Annotated in this window: 25 protein-coding genes and 1 tRNA gene; 25 read left to right on the forward strand and 1 reads right to left on the reverse strand. The window is 61.3% G+C overall.

The window, feature by feature from the left end; translation table 11 throughout:
* Window positions 1-86 precede the first annotated feature (86 nt).
* From rplN to BTIS_RS02820, 22 genes are all read left to right on the forward strand, one after another.
* Window positions 87-455 (forward strand): 50S ribosomal protein L14, encoded by a 369-nt coding sequence (gene rplN, locus BTIS_RS02715; RefSeq protein ID WP_093959612.1) that lies wholly within the window; start codon window positions 87-89, stop codon window positions 453-455.
* Window positions 456-791: a 50S ribosomal protein L24 gene (gene rplX / locus BTIS_RS02720; protein WP_093959611.1), complete on the forward strand. Its 336-nt coding sequence runs from the start codon at window positions 456-458 to the stop codon at window positions 789-791. It begins immediately after the preceding gene.
* Window positions 788-1,360 carry a 50S ribosomal protein L5 gene (gene rplE / locus BTIS_RS02725; protein ID WP_094662409.1) on the forward strand — a complete coding sequence of 191 codons (573 nt, stop codon included), beginning with the start codon at window positions 788-790 and terminating at the stop codon, window positions 1,358-1,360. Before rplX ends, rplE begins: the two co-directional genes overlap by 4 nt.
* 1 nt (window position 1,361) lies before the next feature.
* Window positions 1,362-1,547 (forward strand): type Z 30S ribosomal protein S14, encoded by a 186-nt coding sequence (locus BTIS_RS02730; RefSeq protein ID WP_033493929.1) that lies wholly within the window; start codon window positions 1,362-1,364, stop codon window positions 1,545-1,547.
* An 81-nt stretch (window positions 1,548-1,628) separates the two neighbouring features.
* Window positions 1,629-2,027 (forward strand): 30S ribosomal protein S8, encoded by a 399-nt coding sequence (gene rpsH / locus BTIS_RS02735; protein WP_093959609.1) that lies wholly within the window; start codon window positions 1,629-1,631, stop codon window positions 2,025-2,027.
* A 17-nt stretch (window positions 2,028-2,044) separates the two neighbouring features.
* On the forward strand, window positions 2,045-2,584 hold the full coding sequence (gene rplF / locus BTIS_RS02740) for a 50S ribosomal protein L6 (protein WP_094662411.1): 540 nt from the start codon (window positions 2,045-2,047) through the stop codon (window positions 2,582-2,584).
* Window position 2,585: 1 nt separating this feature from the next.
* Window positions 2,586-2,957, forward strand: coding sequence for a 50S ribosomal protein L18 (rplR, locus tag BTIS_RS02745; RefSeq protein WP_093959607.1), 372 nt, complete (start codon window positions 2,586-2,588; stop codon window positions 2,955-2,957).
* Window positions 2,954-3,685 (forward strand): 30S ribosomal protein S5, encoded by a 732-nt coding sequence (gene rpsE, locus BTIS_RS02750; RefSeq protein ID WP_094662413.1) that lies wholly within the window; start codon window positions 2,954-2,956, stop codon window positions 3,683-3,685. The genes rplR and rpsE overlap by 4 nt, the downstream gene beginning before the upstream one ends.
* The gene (gene rpmD / locus BTIS_RS02755) at window positions 3,685-3,867 is read left to right on the forward strand and encodes a 50S ribosomal protein L30 (protein WP_094662415.1); all 183 of its coding nucleotides are present in this window, start codon (window positions 3,685-3,687) and stop codon (window positions 3,865-3,867) included. Before rpsE ends, rpmD begins: the two co-directional genes overlap by 1 nt.
* 2 nt (window positions 3,868-3,869) lie before the next feature.
* Window positions 3,870-4,334, forward strand: a complete 465-nt coding sequence (gene rplO / locus BTIS_RS02760) for a 50S ribosomal protein L15 (protein ID WP_094662417.1) — start codon at window positions 3,870-3,872, stop codon at window positions 4,332-4,334.
* Between the two features lie 125 nt (window positions 4,335-4,459).
* Window positions 4,460-5,797: a preprotein translocase subunit SecY gene (gene secY, locus BTIS_RS02765; protein WP_094662419.1), complete on the forward strand. Its 1,338-nt coding sequence runs from the start codon at window positions 4,460-4,462 to the stop codon at window positions 5,795-5,797.
* Window position 5,798: 1 nt separating this feature from the next.
* On the forward strand, window positions 5,799-6,365 hold the full coding sequence (locus BTIS_RS02770; RefSeq protein WP_094662421.1) for an adenylate kinase: 567 nt from the start codon (window positions 5,799-5,801) through the stop codon (window positions 6,363-6,365).
* A gap of 278 nt (window positions 6,366-6,643) precedes the next feature.
* Window positions 6,644-6,862 (forward strand): translation initiation factor IF-1, encoded by a 219-nt coding sequence (gene infA / locus BTIS_RS02775; RefSeq protein ID WP_004268611.1) that lies wholly within the window; start codon window positions 6,644-6,646, stop codon window positions 6,860-6,862.
* 10 nt (window positions 6,863-6,872) lie between these two features.
* A complete protein-coding gene (gene rpmJ, locus BTIS_RS02780; protein ID WP_093959598.1) occupies window positions 6,873-6,986 on the forward strand; it encodes a 50S ribosomal protein L36 in 114 nt (37 codons plus the stop codon).
* A 142-nt stretch (window positions 6,987-7,128) separates the two neighbouring features.
* Window positions 7,129-7,503, forward strand: a complete 375-nt coding sequence (gene rpsM, locus BTIS_RS02785; RefSeq protein WP_094662422.1) for a 30S ribosomal protein S13 — start codon at window positions 7,129-7,131, stop codon at window positions 7,501-7,503.
* A gap of 88 nt (window positions 7,504-7,591) precedes the next feature.
* Window positions 7,592-7,990, forward strand: coding sequence for a 30S ribosomal protein S11 (gene rpsK / locus BTIS_RS02790; protein ID WP_093959596.1), 399 nt, complete (start codon window positions 7,592-7,594; stop codon window positions 7,988-7,990).
* A 79-nt stretch (window positions 7,991-8,069) separates the two neighbouring features.
* Complete coding sequence (locus BTIS_RS02795; RefSeq protein ID WP_094662424.1) at window positions 8,070-9,065, forward strand: DNA-directed RNA polymerase subunit alpha; 996 nt, start codon at window positions 8,070-8,072, stop codon at window positions 9,063-9,065.
* Window positions 9,066-9,185: 120 nt separating this feature from the next.
* A complete protein-coding gene (rplQ, locus tag BTIS_RS02800) occupies window positions 9,186-9,701 on the forward strand; it encodes a 50S ribosomal protein L17 (protein ID WP_094662425.1) in 516 nt (171 codons plus the stop codon).
* A gap of 253 nt (window positions 9,702-9,954) precedes the next feature.
* A complete protein-coding gene (gene truA, locus BTIS_RS02805) occupies window positions 9,955-10,869 on the forward strand; it encodes a tRNA pseudouridine(38-40) synthase TruA (protein WP_094662427.1) in 915 nt (304 codons plus the stop codon).
* A 276-nt stretch (window positions 10,870-11,145) separates the two neighbouring features.
* Complete coding sequence (locus BTIS_RS02810) at window positions 11,146-13,353, forward strand: circularly permuted type 2 ATP-grasp protein (protein ID WP_094662429.1); 2,208 nt, start codon at window positions 11,146-11,148, stop codon at window positions 13,351-13,353.
* Between the two features lie 120 nt (window positions 13,354-13,473).
* A complete protein-coding gene (locus BTIS_RS02815) occupies window positions 13,474-14,280 on the forward strand; it encodes a transglutaminase family protein (RefSeq protein ID WP_094662430.1) in 807 nt (268 codons plus the stop codon).
* Between the two features lie 165 nt (window positions 14,281-14,445).
* Window positions 14,446-14,531 (forward strand) — tRNA-Ser (locus BTIS_RS02820).
* A gap of 183 nt (window positions 14,532-14,714) precedes the next feature.
* Here BTIS_RS02820 and BTIS_RS02825 read toward each other — a convergent pair.
* Window positions 14,715-15,590, reverse strand: coding sequence for a hypothetical protein (locus tag BTIS_RS02825; protein ID WP_143248845.1), 876 nt, complete (start codon window positions 15,588-15,590; stop codon window positions 14,715-14,717).
* 178 nt (window positions 15,591-15,768) lie between these two features.
* On the opposite strand from BTIS_RS02825, the gene nusA reads away from it, so the two are divergent.
* The 3 genes from nusA (at window position 15,769) to rbfA (ending at window position 20,861) form a co-directional block, all read left to right on the forward strand.
* Complete coding sequence (gene nusA / locus BTIS_RS02830; RefSeq protein ID WP_094662434.1) at window positions 15,769-16,797, forward strand: transcription termination factor NusA; 1,029 nt, start codon at window positions 15,769-15,771, stop codon at window positions 16,795-16,797.
* Window positions 16,798-17,171: 374 nt separating this feature from the next.
* Entirely contained in the window at window positions 17,172-20,111 is a 2,940-nt protein-coding gene (infB, locus tag BTIS_RS02835) for a translation initiation factor IF-2 (protein ID WP_094662436.1), read from the forward strand.
* A 201-nt stretch (window positions 20,112-20,312) separates the two neighbouring features.
* Window positions 20,313-20,861, forward strand: coding sequence for a 30S ribosome-binding factor RbfA (gene rbfA, locus BTIS_RS02840; RefSeq protein ID WP_094662438.1), 549 nt, complete (start codon window positions 20,313-20,315; stop codon window positions 20,859-20,861).
* Window positions 20,862-20,878: the final 17 nt, after the last annotated feature.

The following is a 20,878-nucleotide window of genomic DNA, read 5'->3' on the forward strand; positions in this document are numbered from 1 at the left end:
CGGCAAGGCTCGCCCAATCACCTGGGCGGTTGGCAACACAACCGCCCAGGTGTTGGGTGAGGACCAGCTCGGCTTAAGGAGAATCAATGATTCAGCAGGAATCGCGACTTCGTGTCGCCGACAACACGGGTGCCAAGGAGCTCTTGACCATCCGCGTGCTCGGTGGTTCGAAGCGCCGCTATGCAGGCATTGGTGACGTCATCGTCGCCACTGTCAAGGACGCCATTCCCGGCGGATCGGTCAAGAAGAGCGACGTGGTTAAGGCCGTGGTCGTTCGTACCGTGAAGGAAACCCGCCGCGCCGATGGTTCCTACATCAAGTTCGACGAGAACGCCGCTGTCATTCTCGGTTCCGGCCGTGAACCCAAGGGCACTCGTATTTTCGGACCGGTCGGTCGTGAGCTGCGCGACAAGCGCTTCATGAAGATCGTGTCCCTCGCCCCGGAGGTGATCTGAGTGGTAGCAAAGATCAAGACCGGCGATGAGGTCAAGGTCATCCGTGGCAAGGATCGCGGTAAGGAAGGCAAGGTCCTCCGCATTCTGCCGAACGATCGCCTGATCGTCGAAGGTGTTCAGATCGTCAAGAAGCACGTCCGCGCCACCCAGCAGGGCCAGCAGGCCGGCATCGTGTCCGTCGAGGCTCCGATCCATCGCTCCAACGTGATGGTCATCGACCCTGAGACGAAGCAGCCGACCCGCGTCGGTGTCGTCGTCAAGGAAGAAGCCCGTGACGGCAAGGTGAAGACGGTGCGCGTGCGCGTCGCCAAGAAGTCCGGAAAGGAGCTGGCATGACCGATACCACTATCGAAGCGCCGGCCACCCCGCGCCTGAAGCAGTTCTACAAGGACAGCATCATCCCCGAGCTGGAGAAGGAGTTCAAGTACTCCAACCCCATGCAGGTCGCCCGTGTGCAGAAGGTCGTCGTCTCCATGGGCGTCGGCGCTGCCGCTCGTGACTCCAAGCTCATCGAAGGTGCCGTCAAGGACCTCACCGCGATCACCGGTCAGAAGCCGAAGATCACCAAGGCCAAGAAGTCCGTCGCACAGTTCCACCTGCGTGAAGGCCAGGCCATCGGTGCATACGTGACCCTCCGTGGCGATCGTATGTGGGAGTTCCTGGATCGTCTGCTGACCCTGGCCCTGCCGCGCATCCGCGACTTCCGCGGCATCAACGGCAACCAGTTCGACGGCAACGGCAACTACAACTTCGGTCTGACGGAACAGACCATGTTCCTGGAGATCAACCCCGATGAAGTCGATCACCAGCGTGGTATGGACATCACCGTCGTGACTTCGACCAAGGACGACAAGGAAGCTCAGGTCCTCCTGAAGCACCTTGGCTTCCCGTTCAAGGAGAACTGATATGGCAAAAACCGCTCTGAAGAACAAGGCGGCCGGCAAGCCCAAGTTCAAGGTGCGCGCCTACACGCGCTGCCAGGTCTGCGGTCGTCCCCATTCCGTGTATCGCAAGTTCGGTCTGTGCCGCGTCTGCCTTCGCGAGAAGGCCCACCGCGGTGAGCTGCCCGGCGTTACGAAGTCCAGTTGGTAAATATCGACGCTGAAGGTCCGCTGCTTCATCTCATCTGAGATGTTGCGGCGGAAACCACGGCGAGGAAGGGCATAAGCCCACATGACAATGACAGATCCCATCGCAGACATGCTCACGCGTCTGCGCAACGCGAGCGCGGCAAAGCACGAGACCGTGGATATGCCGTACTCCAAGTTCAAGGCTGCTATCGCCGAGATCCTGAAGCGTGAAGGCTACATCAAGGACTTCACCGCCAAGGAAGCCAAGGTCGGCCAGACTCTTGAGGTCACCCTCAAGTACGGTCCGAACGGCGAGCGCAGCATCGAAGGCATCAAGCGCATCTCCAAGCCCGGTCTTCGTCGTTACGCGAAGTCCGACGCTCTGCCCATGCCGCTCGGTGGCCTCGGTATCGCCATCATCTCGACCAGCTCGGGACTGATGACCCAGAAGGAATGCCTCAAGGAAGGCATCGGCGGCGAGATCGTCGCCTACGTGTGGTGAGAAAGGAGAGCTGACACATGGCATCGCATATTGGTAAGCTCCCCATCGCCATCCCGGCTGGGGTTGAGGTCAAGCTCGAGGGCCAGGCGTTCTCCGCCAAGGGTCCGAAGGGCACCGATTCCTACACCATCCCCGAAGGCATCACCGGCGTCGTCGAGAACAACGAGATTGTTCTCACCCCGGCTGATGATCTTCGTCCCACCCGCGCCAAGCACGGCCTGAGCCGCTCGATCATCGCCTCGATGGTCAAGGGCGTGCACGAAGGCTACGCGAAGCGCCTGCAGATCGTCGGTACCGGTTACCGTGTGGTGGCCAAGGGCAAGGGCCTGGAGTTCTTCCTGGGCTACTCCCACACCATCACCGTGAACCCGCCGGAAGGCATCGAGTTCGAGATCGTGAACCCGAACGAGCTCGTCGTCAAGGGCACTGACAAGCAGGCTGTCGGCCAGGTTGCAGCGAACATTCGCAAGCTCCGCGCTCCGGAACCCTACAAGGGCAAGGGCGTCAAGTACGCGGATGAGCGCATTCTGCGCAAGGCTGGAAAGGCTGGTAAGTAATATGTCCGTGAAGATTTTCGGTAAGGGCAAGAAGGTCGCCCGTCTGCGCCGTCACGCCCGTCTGCGTAAGAAGGTCGTCGGCACTCCGGAGCGTCCGCGTCTGGTCGTCACCCGTTCCAACCGTCATATGACCGCTCAGATCGTGGACGACACCAAGGGCTTCACCCTGGTGAGCGCCTCCACGATGAATGCCGACTTCCAGGGCTTCGAAGGCGATAAGACCGCCGCCGCCAAGAAGGTGGGCGAGCTCGTCGCCGAGAAGGCCAAGGCTGCTGGCATCACCGCCGTTGTGTTCGACCGCGGTGGCAACAAGTACCATGGTCGCGTCGCAGCTGTTGCTGAAGGCGCCCGCGAGGGAGGTCTGGCACTGTGAGCGAGAACGAAGTGAAGGAAACCCAAGTGGCTGAAGATTCGAAGAACGAAACCGAAGCCGCCTCCAAGAACGAGGATCGCAAGGGCCGCCGTGGCGGTCGTGGCGAAGGTCGTCGTGGCGAGCGTCGCAACCGTCGCGAGGAGAACCGTGGCGACGAGCTGATGGACCGCGTGGTCACCATCAACCGTGTGGCCAAGACCCACAAGGGTGGTCGTACGTTCAGCTTCGCCGCTCTCGTGGTCGTCGGTGACGGAAACGGCACCGTCGGCGTGGGCTACGGCAAGTCCCGTGAGGTCCCGGCTGCTATCGCCAAGGGCCAGCTCGACGCCAAGAAGCACATGTTCACCGTTCCGCGCGTGCGTGGCACCATCACCCACCCGGTGATCGGCCACGATGCCGCCGGTACCGTGCTGCTTCGCCCGGCTGCTCCGGGTACCGGTGTTATCGCCGGTGGTCCGGTCCGCGCCGTCCTGGAGTGCGCTGGTATCTCCGACATTCTGACCAAGTCCATGGGCTCCTCCAACGCGATCAACACCGTGAACGCCGTTGTGGACGCCCTGAAGCAGCTCGAAGAGCCTGAAGAGGTTGCCGCCCGTCGTGGCCTGAGCCTCGAAGAGGTCGCTCCTGAGGCTCTGCTTCGCGAGCGCGCCGCCGGCATCGCCGAGGCTCGCAAGGCCCGCGAAGAGGCTGCTGCCGCCAAGGCCGCTGAAGAGAAGGACGGTGAGTGATGGCCAACCTGAAGATCACGCTGGTCCGTGGTTTTGCCAACAAGACCGAGGTGCAGAAGGTTAACGCCAAGTCCCTCGGCCTGCACAAGATCGGCCAGTCCGTTATCCGTGAGGACACCCCCGTGTACCGTGGCATGATCAACAAGATCCGCCACATGGTCACCGTTGAGGAGGCAGACTGATTATGACTGAGAACAACGAAGAAGTCACGATCATCCGCATGCATGACCTGCGTCCTGCCCCCGGCGCCAACAAGGACCGCATCCGTGTCGGTCGTGGTGAAGGCTCCAAGGGTAAGACCTCGGGTCGTGGCACCAAGGGCACGAAGGCTCGCTACTCGGTTCGTCCGGGCTTCGAAGGTGGACAGCTGCCGCTGTACATGCGCCTTCCGAAGCTGCGTGGCTTCAAGAGCCCGTTCAAGAAGCAGTTCCAGGTTGTGAACCTCGCCCGTCTCGCTGAGCTCTACCCGCAGGGTGGCGAAGTGACCGTCGAGGATCTGGTGGCCAAGGGTGCAGTCCGCAAGGGCTTCCCGGTCAAGGTCCTCGGTGACGGCGAAGTGGCTGCCGCCTTCACCCTCAAGGGTGTGAAGGTCTCCGCCGCTGCGAAGTCCAAGATCGAGGCTGCAGGAGGCTCCGTCTCCGAGGAGTAAATCCCCGGGAGAAGGCTCCAATAAATGATGACCCTCCCCACTCCACTGTGGGGAGGGTCATTGTGTATGTGTACACTGTGTGTTTGTGTGTGTCACGCGCATGAACACCAAGGGAGGAACACCCAGTGAGAACGCTTATTCAGGCTCTCCGTACCAAGGAGTTGAGGAACAAGATCCTCTTCGTCTTCGGTATCATCATCATCTACCGAATCGGATCGTTCATTCCGACACCGGGAGTGGATTACACCGCGGTTCAGGATTGCGTGGCCGGCACCACCAACGAGGACTTCATCGGTCTGGTCAATCTCTTCTCCGGCGGCGCGCTGTTGCAGCTGTCGATCTTCGCGCTGGGCATCATGCCGTACATCACGGCGTCCATCGTCGTCCAGCTGCTGCGTGTGGTGATCCCGCGCTTCGAGGCCCTGCACAAGGAGGGCCAGTCGGGTGAGGCCAAGCTCACGCAGTACACGCGTTACCTGACCATCGGTCTGGCCGTGCTGCAGTCCACCACGATCCTCGTGACCGCGCGCACTGGTGCCCTGTTCGGCTACGCGTGCGACGGCACCAAGATCATCCCGGACAACTCCGTGTGGAATCTGGCCGTCATGGTGCTGATCATGACCGGCGGCACCGGCCTGATCATGTGGATGGCCGAGCTCATCACCGACAAGGCCATCGGCAACGGCATGAGCGTGCTGATCTTCATGTCCATCTGCTCGGGCTTCCTGCCCCAGCTGTGGGAGATCGGCTACGGCACCAACGGCGCGGACGGCGACTGGACCAAGTTCGGCATCGTCGTGGGCACGCTCGTCGTGATCCTGATCTTCGTCGTGTACGTGGAGCTCGCGCAGCGTCGCATCCCCGTGCAGTACACGCGCCGCATGATCGGCCGCAAGATGTACGGCGGCACCAGCACGTACCTGCCGCTGAAGATCAACATGAGCGGCGTGATCCCGCCGATCTTCGCGTCGTCGATTCTCGCGGTGCCGACGCTGATCGCCCAGTTCGGCAAGACGGACCAGTCGTGGGTCCAGTGGATCAACACGAACCTGGCCGACACCACGAGCGTGTGGTACATCGGCCTGTACGCGCTGATGATCGTGTTCTTCTGCTTCTTCTACACGTCGATCACGTTCAACACGGACGAGACGGCGGACAACATGAAGCAGTACGGCGGCTTCATCCCCGGCATCCGCGCCGGACGCGCCACCAGCCAGTATCTCACCTACGTGATGAACCGTCTCAACACGGTGGGTGCGGTCTACCTGCTGTTCGTGGCCCTGATCCCGACCGTGCTGATCATGGCGCTGAGCCTCAACGCCAAGCTTCCGTTCGGTGGCACCACGATCCTGATCATCGCCGGCGTCGGCCTCGACACGCTGCGTCAGGCCAAGGCCCGCACCGAACAGTTCCAGTACGAAGGCTTCCTCCTGGAAGACGAAACCAACACAGAAAGCAAGTGATATGCGACTCCTCATCATGGGCCCGCAGGGCGTAGGCAAGGGAACCCAGGCTGCCAAGCTGGCTGAGCACTACGGCATCCCGACCATCTCCACCGGCGACATCTTCCGCTTCAACATCAAGAACAAGACGGAACTCGGCGTGGAGGCCCTCAAGTACATCGACAAGGGCGAACTGGTTCCCGACGAGCTGACCAACCGCATCGTCGAGGATCGTCTGGCTCAGGACGATGCCCAGAACGGCTGGATCCTCGACGGCTACCCGCGTAACGCCTCCCAGGTGGAGGCCCTCGACAGCATTCTCGCCAAGCTGGGCACGCCGCTCACCGCCGTGGTGGCGCTTGACGCCGATCATGATGTGCTGATGGAGCGCATGAAGAAGCGCGCCGAGATCGAGGGTCGTTCCGACGACACCCCGGAGGCCATCGCCAAGCGTCTCGACGTGTACGCCAAGGAGACCGCTCCGCTGCTCGACACCTATGCCGAGCGTGGCCTGCTGGTCAAGATCGATGGCGTGGGCGAGATCGACACCATTCAGGCCAACATCGTCAGCGCTCTCGACGCCCGCTGATTCCATCAGCTTTCGTGTCGATCGTGATCCGAGACGTGTAATCCCTGATTCAGAATTAATGATTTAGGATTGATGATTCGCGGACGACGATGAAGAAGCCGTCGCATTGGTATTCGGTGCGGCGGCTTCTCCGTATCTGATATGGGTGCCGTATAATATCGGTTTTGCAATACGACACGCCGTAGTGTCGAATAACGCTAACCCTGTTATACTCATAGTTTGGTGTGTCTTCGGGCATATCTTTAAGTAATCGTAGCCAAGGAACGGATCGGGAGCTCATGGCAAAAGACGGTGTGATTGAAGTAGAAGGTCGTGTTGTCGAAGCATTGCCGAACGCAATGTTCCGTGTCGAACTGGAAAACAAGCACATCGTTCTGGCGACCATCTCCGGAAAGATGCGTAAGAACTACATCCGCATCCTCCCGCAGGATCGAGTCGTGCTGGAAATGAGTCCGTACGACCTGAACCGCGGCCGCATTACCTACCGTTACAAGTAAAAGGAAAACCATGAAGGTCAGCCCCAGTGTGAAGAAGATCTGCGACAAGTGCCGCGTGATCCGTCGTCACGGCCGCGTCATGGTGATCTGCGAAAACCCGCGCCACAAGCAGCGTCAGGGCTGAGAGCAGACCCAGCGGCAAATAATAAGGCGCTAAATCACAGCGTGCGCACCACCATATGCGGCGTTGAACCCCAGGTGCGGAGGCCTGGGCCGTGAACTCGGACGATTTGGCGTAAGACCTCCGATGAACAGAAGGAATCGCAATGGCACGTCTTGCCGGAGTCGACATCCCCAATGAGAAGCGCATCGAGATCGCCCTCACCTACATCTTTGGTGTGGGTCGCACTCGTGCGAAGGAAACGCTCGCAGCGACCGGTATCAACCCGGACACCCGCGTCAAGGACCTCTCCGATGAGCAGCTGATCACGCTGCGTGATTACCTCGAGGGTAATTACAAGATCGAGGGCGATCTGCGTCGTGAGGTGGATGCGGATATCCGCCGTAAGATCCAGATCAATTGCTACCAGGGCATGCGCCACCGTAAGCACCTGCCCGTGCGTGGCCAGCGCACCAAGACCAACGCCCGTACCCGCAAGGGCCCGAAGCGTACGGTCGCTGGTAAGAAGAAGGCCGCCTGATCTTTTGTCGGGCGTGAGTCCAGGCCACGAGAGTTCATTCTCATCGCCTAGACCATAGAAATATTCGTAATCAAGGAAACGAGGATCCATGGCAGCTGCGAAGCAGGCCACGCGCAAGCCCCGTCGTAGGGACCGTAAGTCGGTTCCCGTCGGACAGGCGCACATCAAGTCCACATTCAACAACACGATCATCTCGATCACCGATCCGTCCGGTGCCGTCGTCTCCTGGGCGTCCGGTGGCGATGTCGGCTTCAAGGGCTCCCGTAAGTCCACGCCGTACGCCGCTGGCATGGCCGCTGAGGCCGCTGCCCGTAAGGCTATGGAGCACGGCGTCAAGAAGGTCGACGTGTTCGTGAAAGGCCCGGGTTCCGGTCGTGAGACCGCCATCCGCTCCCTGCAGTCCGCAGGCCTTGAGGTCGGTTCCATCTCCGACGTCACCCCGCAGGCTCACAACGGCGTTCGCCCCCCGAAGCGTCGCCGCGTCTGAAGCACTGACTAGAAAGTAAACGTCCAACCCGCGAGAGCCGGTGCGTGCACAACCGGTTCGAGCTGAAAGGATAAGAAAAGTGCTTATTGCCCAGCGTCCGACCCTGACTGAGGAAGTCCTTAATCCCCAGCGTTCGCGCTTCACCATCGAGCCGCTCGAGCCTGGCTTCGGCTATACGCTCGGCAACTCGCTTCGTCGTACTCTGCTGAGCTCCATCCCCGGAGCCGCAGTGACGAGCGTGCGCATCGACGGTGCCCAGCATGAGTTCACCACGCTTCCCGGCGTGAAGGAGGATGTCGCTGAGATCATCCTCAACATCAAGAACCTCGTGCTGATGAGCGAATATGACGAGCCCGTCGTCATGTACCTGCGCAAGAACGGCGAGGGCGAGGCCACTGCCGGTGACATTACACCTCCGGCCGGCGTCGTCATCTCGAACCCCGATCTTCACATTGCCACCCTTGCCGAGGACGGCTCCCTGGAGATCGAGTTCACCGTCGAGCGTGGTCGTGGCTACGTTCCTGCCCAGATGAACAAGCAGGATACTGGCGAAATCGGTCGCATCCCGGTAGATTCCATCTACTCTCCAGTACTCAAGGTCAGCTACAAGGTCGAAGCCACCCGCGTGGAGCAGCGCACCGACTTCGACAAGCTGATCCTCGACGTGGAGACCAAGCCGGCCATCTCCCCGCGCGACGCCGTGGCTTCCGCGGGTTCGACCCTTGTTGAGCTGTTCAGCCTCTGCCGTGAGCTCAACAACCAGGCCGAAGGCATCGAGGTCGGCCCGGTTCCGGTTGTGGAAGAAGCCAACCCCGAAATGGCGGTTCCGATCGAGGAGCTGAACCTCACCCAGCGCAGCTACAACTGCCTGAAGCGTGAAGGCATCTCCACGATTGGTGAGCTTGTCTCCCACACGGAGCAGGATCTGCTCGACATCCGCAATTTCGGTATGAAGTCCATCGACGAAGTCAAGGAGAAGCTGCAGGGCCTGGGCCTGTCGCTGAAGGCTTCGCCGCTGGGTCTCGACAGCATCAATCTCGAAGGAGGCACGTTCTTCTCCCCGGAAGACGAGTGATCGCTTCGGCGTTCTCGCCTGACGGGAAGACGGACGTCTTCCTTGAACAATAAGCCCCGTGCCGCGCAGATGTTTGGGCCGCTGCCCTCCTGCCGGCACGGGACATAAGGAGTTATTACAATGCCTACACCCAAGAAGGGCCCGCGCCTGGCGTCCAGCCCCGCGCATGAGCGTCTGATGCTCGCCAACATGGCGACCAGCCTCTTCCAGAACGGCCGCATCACCACCACGCTGCCCAAGGCCAAGCGTCTTCGTCCGCTCGCCGAGCGCCTGATCACGTTCGCCAAGCGTGGCGACCTGCACTCCCGTCGTCGCGTGATGCGTGTCATCCGCAACAAGTCCGTTGTGCACATGCTGTTCACCCAGATCGCCGAAATGATGGAGCAGCGTGAGGGCGGTTACACCCGCATCACCAAGATCGCTTCCCGTCAGGGCGACAACGCCCAGATGGCCGTCATCGAGCTCGTCACCGAGCCGCTGAGCGCCAAGAAGGCCACCGTCGCCGAGGCTGAGGCCGCCACCAAGGTCGCCGCCGAGAAGGAAGCCGAAGCTCCCGTGGCCGAGGCCACCGAAGCTCCGGCTGCTGAAGCCCCTGCTGAGGCTCCTGCCGAAGAGGCCGCCGAGAAGGCCGAGTGAATCACTCGCCGATAAGGCATAAGCCGTAAGGCTCTGAGCTGGTAACGGTACTGATAACGGTCTACTGACAACGGTTCAGACATCGGCTTCACATAAGGACGGAATCCGTAATATGCGGGTTCCGTCCTTTTTGTTTTTTTACTGCTATTCCCTTGCGTTGCATTTCCGTTGACGGCCGATTTCCCGCCTCGATATGATCCTGTTTCCCGGCACTCCTCCGCATTGGTCTTCCCCCTTCGCCAGCATAGAGCGTATGCGTTTGAGGATTGATCTGGGATATGACGGCGGCGGATTCTACGGGTGGGCGCGCCAGCCCGAACTCCGTACCGTGCAAGGGGAAATCGAAGCGGCGATCCGCAAGGTGCTGCATGTGCGTGCGGATGATCCCGAATCGCCGGAGATCCGTCTGGTCGTGGCCGGTCGTACCGATACCGGCGTTCATGCCCTGCATCAGGTCTGTCATCTTGATATCGACGAGGATGTACTCGCGCGGGCCGTGGGACATATGAATGTAACGCCGGAAGTCGCACTCGAACGACGATTGCAGCGAATGCTGCCCGACGATATCGCCATCCATCGAATTCGTCGCGCGCCGAACGGATTCGACGCACGTTTTTCCGCACTGGAGCGCACCTACGTGTACCGCGTATGCGACAACGGACGATTCGTGGATCCCCGTATACGTGGATTCGTCGTAGCCATCGACGAAACGCTCGATATGGACGCCATGAATCAGGCGGCTGCGCTCACCATCGGTCTGCATGATTTCGGCTCGTTCGCCACACCGAATCCGGGCGGCACCACCATTCGTGAAGTCAAATACGCACGATGGCATCGTGCCGATCCAGGTGTGGCCTTGCATGGGGGAGCGGCATCCGGCGGATACGGCGAGCCGGTGCCCTATGCGGAGACGGGACTGCTGTGTTTCACGATCGTGGCCGACGCGTTCGCCCGTAACATGGTGCGATCCCTGGTCAACGGATGCCTGCAGGTGGGACGAGGACGCAAAGACGTCGACTGGTTCGCGCAGAAAATGGCGGAACCCAAGCGCGAAGGGTCCACAGGCCCGGCCGCAGCCAAGGGACTCACCCTCGAATACGTGGCCTATCCGCCCGACGACCAGCTCGCCGAACGCGCGCAGGCCATCCGCGCGGTACGCACGCTGTAGTCGGCCTCGCTTGCATCCATTCGGCACGCGTCCGGCACCAGTTCGGTATTCGTCCAGTCCCGCAGACATCGCCAGTCCGTCCAGCCCGCAGGTCCCACCGCGTCCCCGATCGTGCAGTCGCATCCCACAGGCCCGAAGGCCCGAAGCATGTTGGAAACATTACTGTGGATTGTCGTTAACGGCACACGGTTAGGGTGAGAATGTTTTCATGGGAAGGCCAAACCCGCCCTCCCGGATATGGCCTGACGCTATGGTGTGCAAAGGGAGGAATGGGCAGTGATCGAGTCGAAAGCACAGAAAATGGCCTCCGAACTGGTCGATCGTCGTGCTGCGATCAACCGCGAACTGAGCCGTAACGGCGTACGGTTCGGCATCTACAAGAACGGCCAGTATCATGATCAGCTGTTTCCGTACGATCCGGTGCCGCGTATTATCGCATCCGACGAATTCGACGAATTGGAACGTGGACTGAAGCAGCGTGTGGACGCGTTGAACGCCTATCTCAAGGACGTCTACTCCGACAAGCGCATCGTGCACGACGGCGTGATTCCGGAGGAATATGTGTACACGTCCGCCGGATACTTCCCGCAGGTCAACGGCGTGACCCCTCCCGGCGGCGTGTTCGCACACATCGCCGGCGAGGATCTGGTGCAGGGCGAGGACGGCAAGTGGTGGGTGCTCGAGGACAATCTGCGCATCCCGTCCGGCGCCAGTTACCCGCTGTTCGTACGTGACATCGAGCGCAGGATCTCGCCGCGACTGTTCCGCGACGTGCGCGTGCGCGACAATCGCGCCTACCCGACAATGCTGCGTCGGTCCATGGATTTCGTCTCCACCGAAGGCATCGCCGTGGTACTCACGCCGGGCCGTTTCAACTCCGCCTTCTTTGAACACGCCTATCTGGCCGAGAAGACCGGAGCCGTGCTCGCGTTCCCCGAGGATCTGGAAGTCGAAAACAACGAACTGTACTTCATCGACTACTCCGGCAGGAAGCATCGTGTGGGCGTGGTCTACCGTCGTCTGTCCGACGAATACCTCGATCCGTTCGCGTTCAACGCCGATTCGGTGATCGGCGTCCCCGGTCTGCTGGGTGCCTACCGCGCCGGCAATGTGGCCATCATGAACGCGCCGGGCAACGGCGCCGCCGACGACAAGGCCATCTACTATTTCGTGCCGGCCATGGTGCAGTACTATCTGCACGAGGACCCGATCCTGCACAATGCACCGACCTACATGCCCATGTTCAGCGAGGACCGCAAGACGGTGCTCGACCGGCTCGGCGAACTCGTGATCAAGGACGTCGCCGAGGCCGGCGGCTACGGCGTGGTGTTCGGCTCGAGTCTGGACGCCCGCCAGCGCGAGGAACTCGCCGACAAGATCAAGGCCGAACCGCGTCGATTCATCGCACAGGAGGTCATCCAGTTCCGTGACATCGACGTGGTGGACCCGGCAACCGGGCGTATGGAACCGCGCAAGGCCGATCTGCGCGCCTTCGTCGTCACCGGTCCCGACACCCACGTCTGGTATTCGGGACTGACCCGGTACTCGTCCGTACCCGGGCAGATGATCGTCAACTCGTCGCAGGGCGGCGGATTCAAGGACACCTGGGTGCTTGCCGGCGAGGGCGAATCCCTGGAGAACGAATGGGCCAGCAAGCGCATCATCGCCGATTCGGAGCGTCACAGCCTGTCGCTGCTCACCGCGTCCAAGGCCGACAACCTCTACTGGCTCGGTCGATACACCGAACGCGTGTTCACCACGCTCACCCGATTCTTCCCCTTCTACGATCAGGTGATGGACACCGACGTGGATGCGTTCCGCCCGTTCGCCCGCGCCCTTGATCTGCCGGAGGACTTCGAGGATTTCGACACGTTCATCCACACCTTCCTCTACGACAAGAACAACCCCAACTCGGTGCGCAGCGCCATGGACTGCGCGTTCAACAATGCGGTGATCCTCCGCCCCGAACTCACCTCCCGCGTACTGCAGTATGTGGAGATGGCGTTGAGCAGCATCGCCGACGCCACCGCGCTGAGCTCCGACGCCGAGGACATCTACGCACAGCGCGACGTGAACGACGATCTGCTCGCCTTCTGGGGAGCAATCGAGAACTCGACGATCGATCAGACGCTCAAGGCATTCCTGTTCATCGGCAAGTATCTGGAACGACTGGACCTGTATACGCGACTGGCCGTGTCCGCCGACGAACTGCGCGCGCCAATCCACAAACTGGTCAGCTACGCCATGACGCTTGACGGCATGCCGGTGCCCGAATGCTTCGCCTCCGGACTGCGCTGGCTCATCGGTCAGCTGCCCAACCGTGGATACGAGGAGCTTGCCAAGACGCTCAAGCGGTTCCAGGAGGGATTCAACGACCGAGTAGCAGCCGAAACCCTTAGACCGCTCGCCGAGGTGAACACCATGAATCTGGCCTGCTCAAAGGCGTTGCTTTCTGATCCCGACGAGGGATCCGGCATTCGCTGACGACTCTGACCGTACGTGCCTCGTGTACCAAATGTTCGCATCGAGAACACGAGGCACGTTCATTGGTATAAGGCCCTAGAATGAAAATGGTTTGCGTCGGGTGCCCAAGGAGAGATATCGGTGAAGAAACTGTATTTTGATTACGAGATGAAGCTGTCGTTCAGCTCGCCCGTGACCGATCATCGTTTCCAACTCAGGTGCATCCCCGCTACAGGTCCTCGCCAGCAGGTGGTCGATACCAAGGTCGTCATCGAACCGCATGTGGAGGCGGAGACCGCCATCGATTCCTTCGATTCCGTGGTCATGACAGGGTTCATTCCCGAACCGCATACCTGCTTCAACTATCGGGTGACCGGCATCGCATTCGTCGACAACGACAACACCAAGCCGGAAGTGTATAAGCCGTTGTACCGATTCGATTCCGCGCTCACCATTCCCGGTCCCGCCATCAAGGCGCTGACCGAACGTTGCAAGGACCGTCTGCGTACCGAATACAATTCCGGATCTCCGGTCGCCGTTGCGCAGGTGGTGATGGATGAGGTGTACAAGGCGTTCACGTACACGCCCAAATCCACCACAGTGCGCACCACCGCCGAGGAGGCGCTCGCCCAGGGCAAGGGCGTGTGTCAGGATTATGCGCATGTGATGCTGTCCGTATGCCGGCACGTGGGACTTACCGCCCGCTACATCGCCGGACTGCTGGGCGGTGAGGGTGCGACGCACGCATGGATCGAGGTGTATCACAAGAATCGGTGGATCGGTCTTGACCCTACGCACAACCGCATGGTCGACGACAATTACATCACCATCGCGCACGGTCGTGACTATCGCGATTGCATGCTCGACATCGGCATCTTCTCCGGTAATAACGTGAAGCAGGAGCAGTGGGTCAACGCGTCCGTGCATGAGCAGGGACCGCATGTGTGACGTGACGGTTGCGTGACGTGGCGGTTGCGACATGACGGTTGTTGCTGTCACAATGTAGTGCGTGTAGTGTGTACGGATCGCCGTACGACACTTCGATATGACGATGATTTTGCATTATTCGTAAAACGTGGCATACTAGTCAAGTTGTCTTTTACGGGCAACGATGGATAAGTGTCCGAGCGGTCGAAGGAGCACGCCTCGAAAGCGTGTGAGGGCAACCCCCTCCGCGAGTTCGAATCTCGCCTTATCCGCCCAAAGGGTTTCAGGTTCTTACCTGAAACCCTTTTTAGTTTTTCACTCTCCCCAATAAGTCTGGGTAAAACCAAGTCTGGGTAAAACCGGATATCTGGGTATAACAATGTCGCGAGAAACCGATATCGAGGGTCTTCATGACATGGTTATACCCAGACCGGTATCGTAAGGCCTGGAATTCGTTAGTGCAGCAGGGCGGTTTCCATGGCGGGATAGCCGAGATCGATGGCCGTGGCGATATGCGCGGCGATGAGGGATGAGATCACGGAGAGATCATGGATTTCCGTGTCGGTGCGGGTCGCTGTGCTGTCCGACGATGATGACGAGCTGGCGCTCGCCGTGTTCGATTCCGTCGCGTTCGTACCGTTCGTTGCACTTACTGCGTCAAGCTGTTCCAACGCGCAGTTCATTTCCACAATCGCCGCGGTGGGCGCCTTGAGACCGTTGGTCGGATCGGTTGTTTCGTCGGGATTGGCGATCAGTGAATCCACCGCATAGATCTTCTGCCGGGGATCGGATTCCTGCTTGACGACGGTGGCCAGCACCTGCGCGTTCGATTTGTGCTGATCGCTGAGATGGTACAACGTGGCGTCCGCGTTGTGACGGGAGGCGAGGATCTCGAACGCGAATCCGGCACGATCTTCGGCCAACGACAGCGCGGCGGCGGTCGTGGCATCCACATGCATCGTCAGATCGTCATCCACGGATGCCGATGATGAGGAGACGACACTGGTGATTCCGGTGCGATCGGTCAATGCGCGCGCGGCATCGTCGGCCAGAGCGCTACGCACGGTGCCCTCCGCGAATCGTTGCGGGCATTCCACCGCGGCCGTATGCCAACGTGACTGCGCGTCAACGGCCGAGAACAGACGAAGATACGACGGCAACGCCGACTGGTACCGTTCCAGATCGCCGAACCCGAGAGACAATGCGCGCTCGCATGCACTGAGATCGGATTCGTCCGTCCCGCGTCCGCTGATGCCGGGCACCGCTGCAGCGGCGGGGGAGGCGGGGATGCCAAGCAGACTTACGCAGCACAGCAGCGATACGAATGACATGAACACCGTGATGATCGCCGTGCGGCGACTCCGTACGCCGCGCCCGTCGTTGCGATCAACCCCGTTTCTGAATTCGCCGTGGGCGCATAGTGTCTGCATGAAACGTTACACTAATAGCCGTTGCAGACCATTTCGCGGGCAGGGTGCCCGCTATAACTTCATATGGGAGGTCTTGGGCATGGAATTGGACTTGGCAGGAATGCATCAGCTCGCTGCTGAGCAGGGAATAGATGCCGAGACTCTGGATAACGCACTGGCAGAAGCTCTGCGTCTCGCTTACCTGAAAACCCCTCATGCGGCGAAGCACGCCCGCGTGGAACTCGACGCCCGCGCCGGATCGTTCACGGTCTGGGCCCAGGACGAGATTCCTCAGGAACCCACGGAAGACAACCCCCATCCCGCTCCCCAGCTGGGTGAGGAGTACGACGACACCCCCCGCGATTTCGGCCGTCTTGCCGCCGCGACCGCTCGTCAGGTCATTACCCAGCTGTTCCGCCGTGCCGCCGACGAGAAGGTGTTCGGTGCGTTCTCCGGACAGAAGGGCAATCTGATCACCGGCATCGTGCAGCAGGACGCAAAGGATCCGGCCAACGTGCATGTGGCCGTGGGTGACGTGGAGGCGATCCTGCCCCGTCGTGAACAGGTGCCGGGCGAGCGCTACCGTCACGGTGAGCGTCTGCGCGTGTACGTGGTGAACGTGGCTCGTGGACTTAAGGGACCGGAGATCATCGTGTCCCGCTCCCACCCGGAGCTGGTCCGTCGTCTGTTCGAGCGTGAGGTTCCGGAGCTGGCCAGCGGCGCGGTGTCGATCATGTCGATCGCGCGTGAGGCCGGTGCCCGTACCAAGATCGCGGTGCGCGCCAACGCGCAGGGTGTGAATCCGAAGGGCGCGCTGATCGGCCCCGGCGGTTCCCGTGTTCGTGCGGTGATGGAGAACCTGGGCCAGGAGAAGATCGATATCGTCGACTGGTCGTCGGATCCGGCGCAGTTCGTCGCCGCGGCACTGTCTCCGGCACACGCCACCGAGGTGCAGGTCGTGAGTGAGAAGAACAAGACGGCGATCGCGTTCATTCATGATGATCAGCTGTCGCTGGCGATCGGCAAGGAAGGCCAGAACGCTCGTCTTGCCGCCAAGCTCACCGGCTGGAAGATCGGTATCGAGTCCGAGGAGTCCCGCGCCAAGAAGGCCGAGCAGGACCAGCACTGATCGAATGACGATCGAGCGCGGTCGAATGATCGGGAATGGGTTTCCCGGAACTGGTGTTCAGGACTGATTGCTTCTGATTGCTTCAGGACTGATCGATCGCGATGACCGTGCGTATGGGATCGGGTGACCGCTGCAATCAGACGGTGTCCGGTCCCATCCGCATACACGACACATCGGCGTTTTTCGCCGCCGTTGCAATCCATAGGGCTGAGTATGCTTGCAGCGGTAACTGAACCAGAGGGTGCAGTATGCCTTCTTTCAGCAAAGAACGAGGTAACACAACCATGGTCGCACGATGAGACAGGACATGTTCACCATCAGTGATCATTGATCGCGCGAAACACCATATGCGCGGTCGGGAATAGGAGATATTGGTGCCCAAAGCACGCGTATATGAATTAGCCAAGCAGTTTGGTGTTGACAGCAAGACAGTCCTTGACAAGCTCAAGGAAATGGACGAGTTCGTGAAGTCGGCCTCGTCTACCGTGGAAGCGCCTGTGGTGCGCAAACTCAAGGCTGCGTTCCAGCCTTCCGGAGAGAAGTCCGATAAGACGTCGGCCAAGCCTCATGCCAAGCCGACCCCGAAGCCGATGGCGAAGAAGCCGGCCCGTTCCGGCGAAGAACGTCCCGCCACCCCCCATCCCGCCCCGCGTGCGACCGCCAAGCCTGCGGTTCCGCATGCTCCGTCGGCGTCCGCCGCTCCGAAACCTCACGCAGCGAGTCCGGCTCCGTCGCCGTCGCCGCGTTCCGCTGGACACGCGCCGACCCCCGGTGATCATCGCGGTGGTGCCCGTCCCCGTCCGCAGGGCGGTCGTGGCGCTGCTCCGCATCCCGGCGATCGTCGTGGCGGTTCCCAGCACTCCCAGCAGAATCATGGCGGCCGCCCGCAGCAGGGACGTCCGCAGAACCCGCGTGGTCCGCGTCCCCATGGCGGCGCGCAGCCGGGCGGCAGCACCGGTGCCGGCGAGCAGCGTTCCTCGGCTCCTACTCCGGGTCCTCGTCCGGGCAACAATCCGTTCAGCCGCAAGCAGGGCATGAGTGTGCCCACTCCGGGTGATATCCCGCGTCCGCATCCGATGGCCCGCCCCACGGTGAACAGCAACCGTCGTGGCGGTCGTCCCGGTCAGGGCGGCGGCAGGCCCACTCCGGGCGGTCGTCCTCGCGGCGGTCAGGGCAGGCCGAACCAGTGGGGTCACAGCCGTCCCGGTCAGGGTGCCGGCAATGGCACCCCGCGTCCGGGTGGCAGCCGTTTCGGCGGTGGCGCTCCGCGTCCGGGTGGCAGCCGTTTCGGCGGTGGCGCTCCGCGTCCGGGTGCCGGTAACGGTACTCCGACCAATGGTCCTCAGCAGGGTGGCGGTCGCGGCGGCCGCGGCGGTCGCGGTGGTGCCGCAGGCGCCTTCGGTCGTCAGGGCAGCCGTTCCTCCAAGGCACGTAAGGCACGTCGCGCAAGGCGGCATGAGTTCGAGGAGATGAAGGCACCCGTCATCGGCGGCGTGCGCATCCCCTCCGGCAACGGACAGACCATCAAGCTGCGTCAGGGTGCCTCCCTGTCTGACCTCGCCGAGAAGATCAACGTCAATGCGGCCTCGCTGGTCACCGTGCTGTTCCATCTGGGTGAGATGGCCACGGCCACGCAGTCGCTCGACGAGTCCACGTTCCAGATTCTGGGCGAAGAGATCGGCTGGAACATCAAGATCGTCTCCGCCGAGGAAGAGGACAAGGAGCTGCTGCAGCAGTTCGACATCGACCTCGACGAGGAAGAGCTGCAGGACGACAAGGACCTCAAGCCCCGTCCGCCGGTGGTCACCGTCATGGGCCACGTCGATCACGGTAAGACCCGACTGCTCGATACGATCCGCAAGACCAACGTCATCGCTGGCGAGGCCGGTGGCATCACGCAGCGCATCGGTGCCTACCAGGTGTCCGTGGACCTGAACGGCGAGCACCGCAAGCTCACCTTCCTCGATACCCCTGGCCACGAGGCGTTCACCGCCATGCGTGCCCGTGGTGCCGAGCTCACCGACGTCGCGATCCTCGTGGTCGCCGCCGATGATGGTGTGATGCCGCAGACCGTGGAGGCCATCAACCACGCGCAGGCGGCCAACGTGCCGATCGTCGTGGCTGTGAACAAGATCGATAAGCCGGGTGCCAACCCCGAGAAGGTGCGCGGTCAGCTCACCGAGTTCGGTCTGGTGCCGGAGGAGTACGGCGGCGACACCATGTTCGTCGACATCTCCGCCAAGCAGAACATCAACGTGGACAAGCTTCTCGAAGCCGTGCTGCTCACGGCCGACGCCACGCTGGACCTGCGTGCCAACCCGGATATGGACGCCCGCGGTGCCACCGTGGAAGCCCGACTCGACAAGGGTCGCGGTGCCGTGGCCACCGTGCTCGTGCAGCAGGGTACGCTCCACGTGGGCGACGCCATCGTGGCCGGCACCTCGTACGGCCGCGTCCGCGCCATGCTCGATGAGAACGGCAAGCAGATGAAGGAAGCCGCGCCCTCCACTCCGGTGCAGGTGCTCGGTCTCACCTCCGTGCCGACCGCCGGCGACCTGTTCCTGGTCGCGCCGGACGATCGCACTGCCCGTCAGATCGCCGAGAAGCGTCAGGCCACCGAGCGCGCCGCCCAGCTGGCCAAGCGCCGCAAGGTCGTCTCGCTTGAGAGCCTCAAGGAGCAGTTCGCCAAGTCCGAGATCGACATGCTCAACATCGTCATCAAGGGCGATTCCTCCGGTTCCGTGGAGGCGCTGGAAGACTCCCTGATGAAGATCGAGGTGTCCGACGAGGTCGGCATCCAGGTCATCCACCGCGGTGTGGGTGCCATCACGCAGAACGATGTGAACCTGGCTACGGTCGACAAGGCCGTGATCATCGGCTTCAACGTGCGTCCGAACCGTCAGGTGGCCGACCTTGCCGAGCGCGAGGGTGTGGAGATCAAGTACTACTCGATCATCTACAAGGCCATCGAGGATGTGGAAGCATCCCTCAAGGGCATGCTCAAGCCGGAATACGAAGAGGTCGTCACCTCCCACTCCGAGATCCGCGAGATCTTCCGTTCCTCCAAGTTCGGCAACATCGCCGGCGTCATGGTGCAGGACGGCGAGGTCAAGCGCGGTACGAAGTGCCGTATTCTGCGCAACGGCGTGGCCACGGTCAACGATCTGGAGATCTCCTCGCTGCGTCGTTTCAAGGACGACGTCACTTCCGTCAAGGAAGGCTACGAGGCCGGTATCAACCTGGGCGACTTCAACGACATCCAGGAAGGCGATATCATCGAGACCTTCGAGATGCGCGAGATCGCACGCCAGTAGGCCAGCAGTGTTTCACAGGCTCCCCCTCGCAGGGGGAGCCGTCCCGCGAACGTGATCCAACATGATCCAAGCAGTGCGGTGACGTCGGTCCGGCATCACCGCACACGTTTGTTTCCGGATTCGAATCGTTCGCATGAACAGCTCCCCTCCGCAGGGGAGCTCATTTTATCTGTTCATCCTGTTGACAAAGAAAGGGACATTATGTCCGGAACCAATCCTCGCGCAGTACGCATCGCGGGACTGATCAAGCGCGTGGTCGCTCAGTCCCTCGAGCGTGAGCTGCACGATCCCCGCCTCGCGGGCGTCACCATCACCGACGTGCGTGTGACCAACGATATGCAGATCGCACGCATCTTCTGGACCCAGCTGGGCGACGACGGCAAGGAGAAGGGCCAGCGTCGCCGCGCCGCCCAGGCGCTCAATCAGGCCAAGGGCCGTCTGCGTTCCCATGTGGGTCACAAGGCCGGTCTGCGCCTCACCCCCGTACTGGAATTCAAGTACGATGACGTGCCGTCCGAGGCCACCGAGATCGAGGACATCCTCACCGTTGCGCTGAAGCGCGACGCCGAACTCGCCAAGGCACGTGAAACTGCGCAGTACGCCGGCGATGCCGATCCGTACCGTCATGACGAGCCGAAGAACGACGATTTCGATGACACGGACGACATCGACGCCGACGACACCGATACGGACGGTACTGACGAGTCCAACGACGAGACTCCCGAGGCCGACGCCCATTTCATGGCCTGATGTCATGGCCTGAGTAG

Source organism: Bifidobacterium tissieri (genome assembly GCF_002259645.1).
Lineage (GTDB): Bacteria > Actinomycetota > Actinomycetes > Actinomycetales > Bifidobacteriaceae > Galliscardovia > Galliscardovia tissieri.

Coding starts and splice junctions, on each gene's coding strand:
- rpsH (WP_093959609.1), top strand. CDS start 1,629: ATGACAATGACAGATCCCATCGCAGACATGCTCACGCGTCTGCGCAAC.
- truA (WP_094662427.1), top strand. CDS start 9,955: ATGCGTTTGAGGATTGATCTGGGATATGACGGCGGCGGATTCTACGGG.
- BTIS_RS02825 (WP_143248845.1), bottom strand. CDS start 15,590: ATGTCATTCGTATCGCTGCTGTGCTGCGTAAGTCTGCTTGGCATCCCC.
- rpmD (WP_094662415.1), top strand. CDS start 3,685: ATGGCCAACCTGAAGATCACGCTGGTCCGTGGTTTTGCCAACAAGACC.
- nusA (WP_094662434.1), top strand. CDS start 15,769: ATGGAATTGGACTTGGCAGGAATGCATCAGCTCGCTGCTGAGCAGGGA.
- rpsM (WP_094662422.1), top strand. CDS start 7,129: ATGGCACGTCTTGCCGGAGTCGACATCCCCAATGAGAAGCGCATCGAG.
- rplF (WP_094662411.1), top strand. CDS start 2,045: ATGGCATCGCATATTGGTAAGCTCCCCATCGCCATCCCGGCTGGGGTT.
- rplO (WP_094662417.1), top strand. CDS start 3,870: ATGACTGAGAACAACGAAGAAGTCACGATCATCCGCATGCATGACCTG.
- rpmJ (WP_093959598.1), top strand. CDS start 6,873: ATGAAGGTCAGCCCCAGTGTGAAGAAGATCTGCGACAAGTGCCGCGTG.
- rplR (WP_093959607.1), top strand. CDS start 2,586: ATGTCCGTGAAGATTTTCGGTAAGGGCAAGAAGGTCGCCCGTCTGCGC.
- rpsK (WP_093959596.1), top strand. CDS start 7,592: ATGGCAGCTGCGAAGCAGGCCACGCGCAAGCCCCGTCGTAGGGACCGT.
- BTIS_RS02730 (WP_033493929.1), top strand. CDS start 1,362: ATGGCAAAAACCGCTCTGAAGAACAAGGCGGCCGGCAAGCCCAAGTTC.
- infA (WP_004268611.1), top strand. CDS start 6,644: ATGGCAAAAGACGGTGTGATTGAAGTAGAAGGTCGTGTTGTCGAAGCA.
- rplE (WP_094662409.1), top strand. CDS start 788: ATGACCGATACCACTATCGAAGCGCCGGCCACCCCGCGCCTGAAGCAG.
- rbfA (WP_094662438.1), top strand. CDS start 20,313: ATGTCCGGAACCAATCCTCGCGCAGTACGCATCGCGGGACTGATCAAG.
- rplN (WP_093959612.1), top strand. CDS start 87: ATGATTCAGCAGGAATCGCGACTTCGTGTCGCCGACAACACGGGTGCC.
- BTIS_RS02770 (WP_094662421.1), top strand. CDS start 5,799: ATGCGACTCCTCATCATGGGCCCGCAGGGCGTAGGCAAGGGAACCCAG.
- rplQ (WP_094662425.1), top strand. CDS start 9,186: ATGCCTACACCCAAGAAGGGCCCGCGCCTGGCGTCCAGCCCCGCGCAT.